Origin of the sequence: Mycolicibacterium sichuanense (assembly GCF_033741125.1) — a bacterium.
GTDB lineage: Bacteria > Actinomycetota > Actinomycetes > Mycobacteriales > Mycobacteriaceae > Mycobacterium.
This window is the reverse complement of record NZ_JAWQPU010000009.1, coordinates 39,154-51,877: the sequence shown is the minus strand read 5'-3', so window position 1 is coordinate 51,877 and position 12,724 is coordinate 39,154. Positions and strand designations below refer to the sequence as shown.

11 protein-coding genes are annotated in these 12,724 nt (G+C 70.4%); 3 read left to right on the top strand and 8 right to left on the bottom strand.

Annotation, left to right across the window (positions count from 1 at the left end; translation table 11 throughout):
- Window positions 1-50 precede the first annotated feature (50 nt).
- The gene (locus SBI80_RS23730; protein ID WP_318977297.1) at window positions 51-1,640 is read left to right on the top strand and encodes a PucR family transcriptional regulator; all 1,590 of its coding nucleotides are present in this window, start codon (window positions 51-53) and stop codon (window positions 1,638-1,640) included.
- Window positions 1,641-1,659: 19 nt separating this feature from the next.
- On the opposite strand, the gene dapC is transcribed toward SBI80_RS23730, so the two are convergent.
- A complete protein-coding gene (gene dapC, locus SBI80_RS23725; protein WP_318977296.1) occupies window positions 1,660-2,757 on the bottom strand; it encodes a succinyldiaminopimelate transaminase in 1,098 nt (365 codons plus the stop codon).
- A 44-nt stretch (window positions 2,758-2,801) separates the two neighbouring features.
- On the bottom strand, window positions 2,802-3,128 hold the full coding sequence (gene fdxA / locus SBI80_RS23720; protein WP_318977295.1) for a ferredoxin: 327 nt from the start codon (window positions 3,126-3,128) through the stop codon (window positions 2,802-2,804).
- 351 nt (window positions 3,129-3,479) lie between these two features.
- Here fdxA and SBI80_RS23715 point away from each other — a divergent pair, with 351 nt between their 5' ends.
- Together SBI80_RS23715 and SBI80_RS23710 are read left to right on the top strand one after the other, a co-directional pair.
- Entirely contained in the window at window positions 3,480-3,731 is a 252-nt protein-coding gene (locus SBI80_RS23715; RefSeq protein ID WP_413232797.1) for a virulence activator alpha C-terminal domain-containing protein, read from the top strand.
- Window positions 3,724-5,748 carry an oxidoreductase gene (locus SBI80_RS23710; RefSeq protein WP_318977294.1) on the top strand — a complete coding sequence of 675 codons (2,025 nt, stop codon included), beginning with the start codon at window positions 3,724-3,726 and terminating at the stop codon, window positions 5,746-5,748. The genes SBI80_RS23715 and SBI80_RS23710 overlap by 8 nt, the downstream gene beginning before the upstream one ends.
- A gap of 16 nt (window positions 5,749-5,764) precedes the next feature.
- On the opposite strand, the gene SBI80_RS23705 is transcribed toward SBI80_RS23710, so the two are convergent.
- The 6 genes from SBI80_RS23705 to SBI80_RS23680 all read right to left on the bottom strand — a co-directional run bounded on the left by SBI80_RS23705 (window position 5,765) and on the right by SBI80_RS23680 (window position 12,602).
- The gene (locus SBI80_RS23705; protein ID WP_318977293.1) at window positions 5,765-6,418 is read right to left on the bottom strand and encodes a class I SAM-dependent methyltransferase; all 654 of its coding nucleotides are present in this window, start codon (window positions 6,416-6,418) and stop codon (window positions 5,765-5,767) included.
- A 36-nt stretch (window positions 6,419-6,454) separates the two neighbouring features.
- Window positions 6,455-7,543 (bottom strand): alpha/beta fold hydrolase, encoded by a 1,089-nt coding sequence (locus tag SBI80_RS23700; protein ID WP_318977292.1) that lies wholly within the window; start codon window positions 7,541-7,543, stop codon window positions 6,455-6,457.
- A gap of 99 nt (window positions 7,544-7,642) precedes the next feature.
- Window positions 7,643-8,191, bottom strand: a complete 549-nt coding sequence (locus tag SBI80_RS23695; RefSeq protein WP_318977291.1) for a YceI family protein — start codon at window positions 8,189-8,191, stop codon at window positions 7,643-7,645.
- A gap of 79 nt (window positions 8,192-8,270) precedes the next feature.
- Window positions 8,271-9,425, bottom strand: a complete 1,155-nt coding sequence (locus SBI80_RS23690; RefSeq protein ID WP_318977290.1) for a DmpA family aminopeptidase — start codon at window positions 9,423-9,425, stop codon at window positions 8,271-8,273.
- Between the two features lie 21 nt (window positions 9,426-9,446).
- Entirely contained in the window at window positions 9,447-9,908 is a 462-nt protein-coding gene (locus SBI80_RS23685) for a DUF2231 domain-containing protein (RefSeq protein ID WP_318977289.1), read from the bottom strand.
- 111 nt (window positions 9,909-10,019) lie between these two features.
- Window positions 10,020-12,602 carry a bifunctional FO biosynthesis protein CofGH gene (locus SBI80_RS23680; protein WP_318977288.1) on the bottom strand — a complete coding sequence of 861 codons (2,583 nt, stop codon included), beginning with the start codon at window positions 12,600-12,602 and terminating at the stop codon, window positions 10,020-10,022.
- Window positions 12,603-12,724: the final 122 nt, after the last annotated feature.

Below are 12,724 nucleotides of genomic sequence, written 5' to 3'. Positions count from 1 at the left end.
GTTGGCTGATCGACCAAACCTGAGCGTGATCGTCAGTAGGATCGGCCAACATGACGGAGGCCGGCGTCGGGCTGGGTCAGCTGCTGCTCGCCCTCGACGCGACGATGGTGACGCTGGTGCAGGCGCCCCGCGGCCTCGACCTGCCGGTAGCCTCGGCGGCGCTGCTCGACGCCGACGACGTCCGCCTCGGATTGGCAGCCGGTGCGGGCTCGGCCGACGTGTTCTTCATCCTCGGGGTGGGCGACGACGACGTGCTGGCCTGGCTGGTCCGGCAGTCGGCGCGGCGGGTGCCGGTCGCGATCTTCGTCAAGGAGCCGTCCGACGCGGTGGTGGCCCGCGCGGCAGCGGCGGGCACCGCCGTCGTCGCCGTCGAGCCGAGGGCCCGCTGGGAGCGGTTGTACCGCCTCGTCGACCACGTCTTCGAACACCACGGCGACCGGACCGACCCCCAGCGCGATTCCAGCACCGACCTGTTCGGCCTGGCCCAGTCGATCGCCGACCGCACCCACGGCATGGTCAGCATCGAGGACGCCCAGTCCCACGTGCTGGCGTACTCGGCATCCAACGACGAGGCCGACGAGCTGCGCCGGTCATCCATCCTGGGCCGGGCCGGCCCGCCGGAGCACCTGGCGTGGATCGGCCGGGCCGGCATCTTCGACGCTCTGCGCGCCACCGGTGAGGTCGTCCGCGTCGATGCCAGACCAGAACTCGGCCTGCGTCCCCGTCGCGCCGTCGGCATGCACCTCGCCACCACCGACCGCAGGCGCGGGCCGGTGTTCGCCGGGACCATCTGGCTGCAGGAGGGATCCCGGCCGCTGGCCGAGGATGCCGACCAGGTGCTGCGCGGCGCGGCGGTGCTTGCCGCCCGGATCATCTCGAGGCTGGCGGCCACCCCGTCGACCCATGCCGTACGGGTGCAGGAGTTGCTCGGGTTGCGGGAGGGCGTGCTGGACCGGGCCGAGATCGCCGACGCCGCACGCCAGCTGGGCATCGTGGCGGACGGCCGGGTGGCCGTCATCGGCTTCGACGGTGCGGGCGAGGCGCCCAGCCGGTTGACCGACGTACTCGCCCTGAGCGCCAGCGCGTTTCGGCGCGACGCGCAGGTGGCGGCGGGGCCATCGCGGGTCTACGTGCTGTTTCCGCACACCGGCAAGGCGGCCGCGGTGACGTCGTGGATCCGCGGCACCATCGGGGCGTTGCGCACCGAACTCGGGCTCGAGCTGCGGGCCGTGATCGCCACTCCGGGAACGGGTCTGGCCGAAGTCGCGGCCGCACGCGCCGAGGTCGACCGGGTGCTCGACAGCGCCGAGCGGCATCCCGGCGCGTTCGGCCCGGTGACCTCGCTCGCCGAGTCCCGCACGACGGTGCTTCTCGACGAGATCGTCACGATGATCGCCGGTGACGAGCGGCTGCTCGACCCGCGAGTGCGACGGCTGCGGGAGAAGGATCCGACGCTGGCCCAGACGCTACGGGCCTACCTCGACGGCTTCGGCGACGTGGCCGCCGTTGCCTCCTGGTTGCACGTGCACCCCAACACGGTGCGCTACCGGGTGCGGCGCATCGAGGAGGAGCTGGGCACCACGCTCGCCGATCCCGATGTGCGACTGGTGCTTTCACTGAGCCTGCGCGCCACCTCCTGATCCGCCGAGTGCGGGGGGGTTAGGAGGTGAGGCGCCTGGCGGCGGCGTCGATCCGCTCGTCGGTGGCCGTCAACGCCATCCGGACGTACAGCCGCCCGCCCGCGCCGTAGAACTCGCCCGGCGCCACCAGGATGCCCAGTTCGGCGAGCGAGGCGAGGGTGTCGCGGCAGGGCTCGTCGCGGGTGGCCCACAGGTAGAGACCCGCCTCGGAATGGTCGACGCGGAACCCGGCCGCGAGCACGGCCGCCAGCAGCACCTCGCGCCGGCGCGCGTAGCGCTGCTTCTGCACGGCCTCGTGGGCGTCGTCGTCCAGCGCGGCGACCATGGCCGCCTGGATCGGCGTCGGCACCATCATTCCCGCGTGCTTGCGCACTGCGAGCAGCTCGGCGACCACCGCCGGGTCACCCGTCACTAAGCCCGCGCGGTAGCCCGCCAGTGACGAGGTCTTCGACAGCGAGTGGATGGCCAACAGGCCGGTGTGGTCGCCGTCGCACACCGACGGGTGCAGGATCGAGACCGGCGGGGCAACGGGGTCCCACCCAAGGCCCAGGTAGCACTCGTCGGAGGCCACCAGGGCTCCGCGGCTCCTGGCCCATTGCACCACCTTGCGGAGGTGCTCGACGCCGAGCACCTTGCCGGTCGGGTTGCTCGGCGAGTTCACGAAGACGAGCCGGGGCGTCCGCGGACCAAGCTGGGTCACCGAATCGGCTGCGACGACCTCGGCACCCGCGAGCCGCGCACCCACGTCATAGGTGGGGTAGGCCAGCTCGGGAACCACCACGAGGTCATCGGCGCCCAGATTCAGCAGCGTCGGCAACCAGGCGATCGCCTCCTTGGTGCCGATGACCGGCAGGACGGCGTTCTCGGCAACCCCGGTTACGCCGTAGCGCCGCTGCAGCGCGGCGACCGCGGAGGCTCGCAACGCCGGCGTACCCGCCGTGGCGGGGTACCCGGGTGCCGAACTGGCTGCCGCGAGGGCATCCCGGATGACGGGGGCGACCTCGTCAACGGGCGTGCCGACGGACAGATCGACGATGCCGTCGGGATGTGCGCGGGCCGTGGCCGTGACGTCGGCCAGGGTGTCCCAGGGAAAGACCGGCAGGGAAGCCGAAAGCAACCTGGCCGGGCTCAGACCCGTGCCACCGGTCGGCTTCGCTTCGCTCAGCTTTCCTCGCTCCGCGGGGGCATGTCCTTGATGGCCTGCGGGTCGTTGGGGGTCTCCCCCACCTTCGACGCGCCACCCGGCGAGCCCAGTTCGGCGAAGAAGTCCGCGTTGTGCTGGGTGTACCCGCTCCACTGATCCGGAACGTCGTCCTCGTAGTAGATGGCCTCGACCGGGCAAACCGGCTCGCATGCACCACAGTCCACGCACTCGTCGGGGTGGATGTACAGCATGCGTGCGCCCTCGTAGATGCAATCGACCGGGCATTCCTCGATGCATGCCTTGTCTTTGACGTCGACACAGGGTTCGGCAATGGTGTACGTCACTGATGTCTCTCCTGTCCAGTGGGCTGCTGGTCGGCTAGAACCGGGATCGGACCGCCGAGAAGCCGAAGCAAGTATGCGTTGCCCATTACTGCACGCCTGTCTCAGTGTGTCCTAACTTGACGCGCCGCCCGTGACGGGTGGCGCGTGGTTACTGATACTAGACGTCGCACATATAGCTCGACCAGTCGTCCCAGCCGTGAGTTCACCCTCGTCGATGCGCAACTCATTGCATAGGACCGCCGGTATCACCTACGCTGCCGTCGTGGCCCTGCCCCACGCGATCCTGGTGTCGCTGAGCGAGCAGGCCGGCGCGGCACCTCGCTCACCGACTCCCGCACCCGCGACCTCGCCGTGAAGATCCGCGGCGCGTCCTACGGGGACGCCGACGCGCTGCGCGACCAGATCGCCGCCCTGCGCGCCGAACGCGCCCACCTGCTCGAGGACTACCGCGGCATCGAGAGGCGCCAATTCCCCGATCCGTCGGCACTGGACGGTGCGCTGCTGCACCAACATTTGGTGCTGCGCGGCGGCATCCTCGCCGAGGAGGGGTCGCTGCGCTGGCTCGACGAACTGATCACCGCGCTGGGAGGCCCTGATGAGTGATCCCTATCCGAACCTGCTGTCGCCCTTGGAGCTGGGCTTCACCACGCTGCGCAACCGCGTCGTGATGGGGTCGATGCACACGGGCCTGGAGGACCGGGCGCGTGACGTCGACCGACTGGCGGCGTACTTCGCCGAGCGGGCGCGCGGCGGCGTCGGGCTCATCATCACCGGCGGTTACGCACCCAACCGCACCGGCTGGCTGTTGCCGTTCGCCGCGGAGCTGGTCTCCTCGGCGCAGGCGCGCCGGCACCGTCGCATCACCGCGGCCGTGCACGCCGAGGGTGGCAAGATCCTGCTGCAGGTGCTGCACGCGGGACGCTACGCCTACCACCCACTCTCGGTCAGTGCGTCGTCGATCAAGGCCCCCATCAACCCGTTCCGTCCCCGCGCGCTGCGCAACGTCGATGGCACCATCGCCGACTTCGTCCGGTGCGCGCTGCTGGCCCGCGAGGCCGGTTACGACGGCGTCGAGATCATGGGCAGCGAGGGCTACCTGCTCAACCAGTTCCTGGCGCCGCGCACCAACACGCGCACCGACGCGTGGGGCGGCACACCGGAGAAGCGCCGCCGGTTGCCGGTCGAGATCGTCCGGCGCACCCGCGAGGCCGTGGGACGCGACTTCATCGTCTGTTACCGCATGTCGCTGGCCGACTACGTCGACGACGGTCAGACCTGGGACGAGATCGTGGCGCTGGCAACCGAAGTCGAGGCGGCCGGGGCGACGATCGTCAACACCGGCATCGGCTGGCACGAGGCGCGGGTCCCCACCATCGTGACGTCGGTGCCCAACGCCGCGTTCGTCGACGTCAGCAATGCACTGGCCGAACACGTCTCGATCCCGGTGGTGGCCTCCAACCGGATCAACATGCCGCAAGCGGCCGAGCAAATCCTGGCCGACGGGTCGGTCCAGCTGATCTCGATGGCCCGGCCGCTGCTGTCGGACCCCGAGTGGGTGAACAAGGCCGCCGCCGATGCTGCCGACGAGATCAACACCTGCATCGCCTGCAACCAGGCGTGCCTCGACCACGCGTTCGTGCATCGGACGGTGTCGTGCCTGCTCAATCCGCGGGCCGGGCAAGAGACGACGCTGGTGCTTGCGCCGACGAAGCGCGCCAGACGGGTGGCCGTCGTCGGTGCCGGGCCGGCCGGATTGTCCGCGGCGGTGACGGCTGCGCAGCGCGGCCACGCGGTCACGCTGTTCGAGGCCGGCGCCGCCATCGGCGGCCAATTCGACTTGGCCAGAAGGATTCCCGGCAAGGAGGAATTCGACGAGACGATCCGCTACTACACTCGCATGCTCGCCAAGCACGCCGTGGACGTGCGGCTCGACACCCGTGCCGACGTGGCGGCGCTGTCGGGTTTCGACGACGTCGTGCTCGCCACCGGGGTCGTGCCGCGGATGCCCGACATCCCCGGCATCGACCACCCGATGGTGCTTTCCTACGCCGACGCCATCCTCGGCGCACCGATCGGCAAGCGCGTCGCGGTGATCGGCGCCGGCGGCATCGGATTCGACGTCAGCGAGTTCCTGGTCACCGATCACTCCCCCACGCTGAACCTCAAGGAATGGCGAGCCGAGTGGGGTGCCCTCGACCCGCCCGAGGCGCCCGCCACCCGCGGCGCCCTGACGACGCCCATCCCAGTGCCGCCCGCCCGCGAGGTCTACTTGTTGCAGCGGACCAAGGGCCCGCAGGGCCGCACGTTGGGCAAGACGACCGGGTGGGTGCACCGGGCCTCGCTCGAGGCCAAGGGCGTGCACCAGCTCTCGGGAGTGAACTACGAGCGCATCGACGACGCCGGGTTGCACGTCAGCTTCGGCGCGGACCGCGCCGACCCGCGCGTGCTCGCGGTGGACAACGTGGTGGTGTGCGCGGGCCAGGAGTCGGTCCGCGAACTCGAGGACGGGTTGCGGCGCAGCGGAATCGAACCGTACGTCATCGGCGGCGCAGACGTCGCCGCCGAGATCGACGCGAAGCGGGCGATCCGTCAGGGCACCGAGCTCGCCGGCCGCCTGTAGGCGCGCTCGGCCCAGCTCAGCGGGTGGCCCGACCGACGACGAGTGGATGGACGATGGCTGGCACGCCGCGCCACACCGCCTCGTCGGCCGACACGCTGAACCCGCACGCGCGCAACAGGTCGAGGGTCGCGCGGTTGCACCGACAGCCGGCCGCGAAGTGCAGCCACGGCCGGAACAGCCTGTCCTGCCACGCCGCAAGCGTCGGCGAGCTCGCGCGCACGTGTTCGACGAACAGCAGCTGGCCACCGGGACGGAGCACGCGCGCGATCTCCGCCAGCGTGCGTTCGGGATCGTCGACGGTGCACAGCACCAGCGTCGAGACGACGGTGTCCACCGAGGCATCGGTCAACGGCAGACAGTCGGCTGCCGCGTCGACGAGACGTGCGGTGCGCCCGTCGCGCGCGAGCCGCTTGGCGAGCCGTCGTCGCATCCCGGCGTCGGGCTCACTGAGTACGAGGTCGGCGAGCCCGTCGGGATAGTGCGCGACGTTGAGCCCGGTTCCCGCACCGATCTCGACGACGCGGCCGCGAGCGCCGCGCAGCAGGGCGCGCCGCCGCCGGCGCATGCCCGCAATCTCGCCGAGCCACAGCATCGGGTCGTATACGAGGGCGAACAGCGGACGCCACATGACGTCCGCGCGGCTCACCCGGTGTTCGGTGGTGTCGATCATGGTCTTGACGTTAGGACCGCGGACGGCGCCGCCGCATCACCCGAATGGGCCATCTCGCGCGGGTGGCCCGTTGCGGCCAGCGCCGAGCAGACCAAGGCGGGCGGCTTCGGCGACGGCGGCCGCTCGCGAGCCGCCGCCGAGCTTGCCGCGGATGTTCGCGACGTGGCGGTGGACCGTGTGCGGGCTGAGCACCAGATGCTCGGCGATCTCACGATCGCTGAGACCCCGGGCCACGCAGTCGAGGACCTCTCGCTCCCGCGCGGTCAGTTGCGCCGACGCGCGCTCGGCGCAGGCGGGTGGCGACGCCTGCCCCGGCGCCAGCACCCGGCGGCAGGCGCGAACCACCGACTCGACGTCGCCATGCCAGGGGAAGTGTGCGCTGCCCGGCAGCGGGACGAACGTCGCACCGGGTACCGCGGCCGCGATCTCTCGTCCCAGTCGGTAGGGCACGGCGCGGTCGTCGCGACGATGCATGACCGCCGTCGGCACGTGGACGTCGCAGAGGTGGGCGCGGACGTCGAGGCGGTAGACCAGGCTCAGCAACGCAGCAGCGGTCTCGGCGGTGGCGGCGTCGCGCTGCAGCCGGGCGAAGCGCTCGTGCTCCGCCGCGTCGGCACGGCCGAGGAACATGTCACTGAGCAACCGCGAGCCAAGTCCCCAGTGCGCGCGGACCGCGCCGAGGATGGCATCGGCGACACCTGGGGCGGTGAGGGCCGAACCATCGGCGTAGGAGCCGTAGAGCAGTAGCCGGTCGACGCGCTCGGGATGCATTGCCGCGTAGGCGATCGCGGTGCAGCCTCCACTCGAACCGCCGATCAGCCTCACCCGCTCGAGGCCCAACTCGTCGAGGAGTGCGCCCAGCGTCGCAACCTCGACGTCCAGCGTCAGCTCCGACTCGCGCACCGTGCGATCGGACATGCCGACGCCGAGCCGGTCGTAGCGGATCAGCGTGTGACCGTCGGCGACGCCCTCCCAGAATTCCCTGAAACCGGCAGTCTGCCAGTCGAGTTCGAGGTGACTCACCCACCACGCCGGAGCAACGAGCGGCGGCCCGTCGCCGCGCACCTCGTAGGCCAGGCGGCGGGCGCCGACCGGCAGGAACCGGATCTCGGACTTCGCCAACATCGCCGCCAGCCTACGACGGGCACCCACGGCCCAGATGCCGAATGCGACGCCACTGCGACCGGTCCTCGCCGCGATCGCAGTGGCGTCATGTTCGATGCATTAGGCCTGCTTGAGCGCCTCGATCTCCAGGGTGATGGTGACCTTGTCGCCCACCACGGCGCCACCGGTCTCCAGCGGCATGTCGATGTCGATGCCGAAGTCCTTGCGGTTCAGCACGACCGAGGCCTCGAACCCGGCGACCTCGCCGTGGCCCATGCCGGGGTTGACACCGTTGAACTCCAGCTCGAGCTGGACCGGCTTGGTGACGCCCTTGAGGGTGAAGTCGCCCTCGAGGACGTAGGCGTCACCGTCGGCGCGCACGCCGGTCGAGACGAAGGTCGCGGTGGGGTACTTCTCCACGTCGAAGAAGTCGGCCGACTTCAGATGCCCGTCGCGCTGCTCGTTGCCGGTGTCGATCGAGTCGACGGCGATCTCGGCGGTCACCGAGGGGGTGCCGTCCTCGGCGACCACGATCGCGCCGCTGAAGGTGCCGAACGTGCCGCGCACCTTGCTCACGACCAGATGGCGTACCGAGAAGCCGATGGACGAGTGGACGGGATCGATGGCCCAGGTTCCGGCACTGAGCGAACTCGAGGTAGAGGTGGTCATGGCTGCGTCTCCTTGACTGTGGCGCCGGCCAGCCCGGCACCTCACCAAGTCTAACCGGACCGCAGTCCGAATTTGTTCCTCACGCCAGCAGCGCGGTCAGCCGGTCGAGCGGGAGCCGCGGCGAGCGGTGGCCGTCGCGTCCGACCATGTCGTGGTTGACCACCAGCGCGTTGAGCACCGCCTCCTCCACGGCCTGCACGACCGCGGTGTAGAACGCGTCCATCCGCCCCCAGGGCAGGAAGGTCAGCGTGCCGAAGTCGTCGTCGGTGGGCGGGGTCGACGGGAACGCACTGCGCAGCCCGTCGGCGTCGGCCGTGGAGAAGGCCAGGAAGACGTCACCGGAGAAGTGGCTGCCGGCGGTGCCCGTCCTGGCCAGCCCCAGGGGCACCCGGCGGGCCAGTGCCTTGCACTGTCCTGGCAGCAGCGGCGCATCCGTCGCGACGACCACGATCACCGAACCCGCACCGGGGGGTGGCGTGACGCCGAGATCGTCGCCGAACCAGCCCGAGTCCATCGGGTTGTCGTCGGCCAGGGCAGCGCCGACGTGGCGGCCGGTCACCACGAGCTCCGCACGAGCACCGAAGTTCGCCTGCACGAACGCCGCCACGGTGAAGGTGCGCGAGCCGTAGTCGACCAGACGGGACGAGGTGCCGTTGCCTCCCTTGAACTCGTAGCAGTTCATCCCCGTTCCGCCGCCGACGGAGCCCTCGGCGACCGGGCCCGCCGTCGCGGCGTCGAGCGCGGCCTCGGCGTGCTCGGGACGGACGTGGCCACCGTTGATGTCGTTGAGGTAGCCGTCCCAGGTCTCCGCACACACCGGCAGCAACCACTGCCGCGCCACCGTGGGAGCCACCCGGTTCACCCAGCTGACCACGCCGGTGTGGCAGGCGCCGACCGCGTGCGTATTCGACAGCACGACCGGCAGATTGAACGCCCCCGACTCCTCGATCCACGTGGTGCCGGTCATCTCGCCGTTGCCGTTGAGCGAATGCCAGCCGGCCGCACAGGGTCGGCCGACGCCGTCGCGGCCGCGCGGCAGGATCGCGGTGACACCGGTGCGCACCGGTCCGCTCCCGACCCGCAGCGGACCGTCACCCTCGACCAGCGTGACGATGCCGACCTCGACACCGGGAACGTCGGTGATGGCATTGAGGGGGCCCGGCCGGCCGGGAAGCGAGAGACCGAGCCCGCGGGCGCGCGGGCGGCCGTCGGCGGTGTGCGTCGAGGAATTCACACCTCTAACTAGCACACGTGGTCAGACCTGGCCGCCCCACACCGATTCCGCGCCCGAGTGCCCGATCCGCACGACGGTGACGATCGAGGAGATGCCCACCACCAGGGCGATCACCGCGACGGCGATCGCCGCCCCCTTCCGGGGCGCGTCCGACCGGCTCTCCAGCCAGTGCAACCCCACCAGTGCCAGCGCCACCACCAGCAGCGCGATGGAGAAGTAGATCATCCAGTCGCCGCGCTCGGCGTGCTCCTGCAGGATCAGGCTGACGTGACCACGCTGATCCTTGAGCCACTCACCGGCATCGGTGGTCAGCGGTGTCAGCACCACGGTGCTCCCGGCCAGGGCGAGCACCAGCCAGACCAGGTTGCGACGGGCCGCCGGCCAGAACGCGCAGAGGATCTCCAGCAGCGCCGTCAACGGCGCGAGCACGACGATGGCGTGCACGAGCAGGGCGTGGGCGGGCAGTCCCCAGATGGTGGTCACGACGCTCCTCGGGCTGGCTCGAACGACGACGGTGGGCCGACTGTGTTTATACGTGCCGAGGCTGGCAGTTGGTTCACAGCGTGCCGAGATCGTCTCCCGGGAACGTTGGCGTCAGGCGGCGAGCGGCGCGTAGGTCGTGGTGCGCTGACGGGCGGGCCGGCCGATGCCCTCGGCGATGGCGACGAGTTCGGCGACGGACTTCGCCGAACCGTTCTCCGAGCCCGCCATCCGGGAGATGGTCTCCTCCATCAGCGTGCCGCCGAGGTCGTTCGCGCCGCCACGCAGCATCACCTGGGTACGTTCGACACCGAGTTTCACCCAGCTGGTCTGGATGTGATCGATCCTGCCGTGCAACATGATTCGGGCCAGCGCGTGGACGGCCCGGTTGTCGCGGTGGGTCGGGCCCGGCCTGGCGCCACCGGCCAGGTACAGCGGTGAGGACTGGTGCACGAACGGCAGCGGGACGAATTCGGTGAACCCGCCGGTGCGGTCCTGGATGTCGCGCAGCACGTTGAGGTGCCCGACCCAGTGCCGCGGCGTGTCGACGTGGCCGTACATCATCGTCGAGGACGACCGCAGCCCGACTTCGTGGGCGGTGGTGATGACTTCGATCCACGCCGAGGTGGGCAGCTTGCCCTTGGTCAGCACCCAGCGGACCTCGTCGTCGAGGATCTCGGCGGCGGTGCCGGGAATCGAGCCGAGCCCCGCCTCGCGCAGCGCGGTCAGCCAGTCGCGGATGCTGGTGCCGCTGCGAGTGACGCCGTTGGAGATCTCCATCGGCGAGAACGCGTGCACGTGCATCGAGGGCACCCGCGCCTTGACCGCGCGCACCAGGTCGGCGTAGCCGGTGACGGGCAGCTCGGGGTCGATGCCACCCTGCATGCACACCTCGGTGGCGCCGGCGACGTGCGCCTCCCACGCCCGGTCGGCGACTTCGCTGGTCGACAGCGAGAACGCATCGGCGTCGCCCTTGCGCTGGGCGAACGCGCAGAACCGGCACCCGGTGTAGCAGATGTTGGTGAAGTTGATGTTGCGGTTGACAACGAACGTCACGTCATCACCGACGACATCGCGACGCAGCGAATCAGCAAGGGCGGCAACGGCATCCATCGCCGGCCCATCGGCGGTGGCCAGCGCCAGGTACTCGTCGTCGCTGCAGCCGGCCGGGTTGCGCTCCGCCGAGCGCAGCGCCGCCAGCACATCGGTGTCGATGCGCTCGGGCGCCCGCGCGGCCAGCTCGTCGACCTTGGCGCGGATGGACTCCCAGTCCCCGAACGCGCTGCCCAGGTCGCTGCGCGTCTCGGTGCGCCGGCCCTCCGAATCGATGGCGGTGTGCAGATCGGTGCGGCCGAGCGACTCGGTGGCCTCGTCGGGTTCCTGCCACGGCCGACCCACCGGGTTGACCTCGCGCGCGAAACCGGTCTCGGGGTCGGCGAGCGCGGCGACGTGGCCCTGCACCCGTGGATCGATCCACGCCGCACCGGCCTGTACGTACTGCGGCTGTGCGGTCAGCCGCTGCACCAGGTCGTAACCACCCTCGGCGGTCACCGCGGCCAACTCGTCCAGCGCGGGCCAGGGGCGTTCGGGGTTGACGTGATCGGGAGTCAGCGGTGAGACGCCACCCCAGTCGTCGACCCCGGCGCCGATCAGAGCCAGGCACTCCTGGCGCGACACCAGGTTCGGCGGCGCCTGGATGCGCATCTTGGGCCCCAGCACCAACCGGGTCACCGCGATCGTCGCCAGGAAGTCGTCGATCCCGGCGTCGGGCACGCTCGCCATCGCGGTGTGGTCCTTGGCCCGGAAGTTCTGCACGATGACTTCCTGGACGTGGCCGAACTCCTTGTGGGAGCGGCGAATCGCGTGCATCGTCTCGGCACGCTCGGTGAGGTTCTCCCCGATGCCCACCAGCAGACCCGTGGTGAAGGGGATCGAGAGCCGGCCCGCGTCGTCCAGCGTGCGCAGCCGCACCGCGGGCTCCTTGTCGGGGCTGCCGTAGTGCGCCAGGCCCTTGGTCTCGAACAACCGCGTCGAGGTGGTCTCGAGCATCATGCCCATCGACGGGGCCACGGGCTTTAGCCGCGAGAGCTCCGACCAGCTCATCACCCCGGGGTTGAGATGGGGCAGCAGACCGGTCTCCTCGAGCACCCGGATCGCCATCGCGCGGACGTAGTCCAGCGTCGAGTCATACCCCCGCTCGTCGAGCCACTGCTTGGCCTCGTCCCACCGCGCCTCCGGGCGGTCACCGAGGGTGAACAGCGCCTCCTTGCAGCCCATCTCGGCACCGCGGCGCGCCACGTCGAGAATCTCGTCGGGCTCCATGAACATGCCCTTGCCCTGAGCGCGCAGACGGCCGGGCACGGTGACGAACGTGCAGTAGTGGCAGGTGTCGCGGCACAGGTGGGTCACCGGGATGAAGACCTTGCGCGAATAACTGATCGGCAACTTGCCCGTCGCACCCCGTCGGCCCGCAGCCGCCAAACCGGCGTCACGCACCCGGGCGGCACTGGCCATCAGATCGGCGAGGTCGGCACCGCGTGCGGTCATCGCGACCGCGGCCTCCTCGACGTTTAGCGCCACCCCGTCACGGGCGCGCCGCAAGACCCGCCGCAAGGCGGCCGGACTCGGATTGGCCGTCGCCTTGGGGGGGACCGTAGGGCTGGGCAGATCGGCACCGTGCTGGGAGTTCAGAGCCACCCCCCTTTAACCCCGCGATCGTCGAGAATCATCCGCGCATCTCACCATCTGAAACCCGTCCGCCTGGCATACGGGTCACAGTAGTCCCAGCACTGCCACACCGGTGAGCGCCGGATGACAAC

Excerpts from the sequence above, each read along its gene's own strand:
- SBI80_RS23705 (WP_318977293.1), bottom strand. The coding sequence starts at position 6,418 with ATGATCGACACCACCGAACACCGGGTGAGCCGCGCGGACGTCATGTGG.
- SBI80_RS23730 (WP_318977297.1), top strand. The coding sequence starts at position 51 with ATGACGGAGGCCGGCGTCGGGCTGGGTCAGCTGCTGCTCGCCCTCGAC.
- SBI80_RS23710 (WP_318977294.1), top strand. The coding sequence starts at position 3,724 with ATGAGTGATCCCTATCCGAACCTGCTGTCGCCCTTGGAGCTGGGCTTC.
- SBI80_RS23700 (WP_318977292.1), bottom strand. The coding sequence starts at position 7,543 with ATGTTGGCGAAGTCCGAGATCCGGTTCCTGCCGGTCGGCGCCCGCCGC.
- SBI80_RS23695 (WP_318977291.1), bottom strand. The coding sequence starts at position 8,191 with ATGACCACCTCTACCTCGAGTTCGCTCAGTGCCGGAACCTGGGCCATC.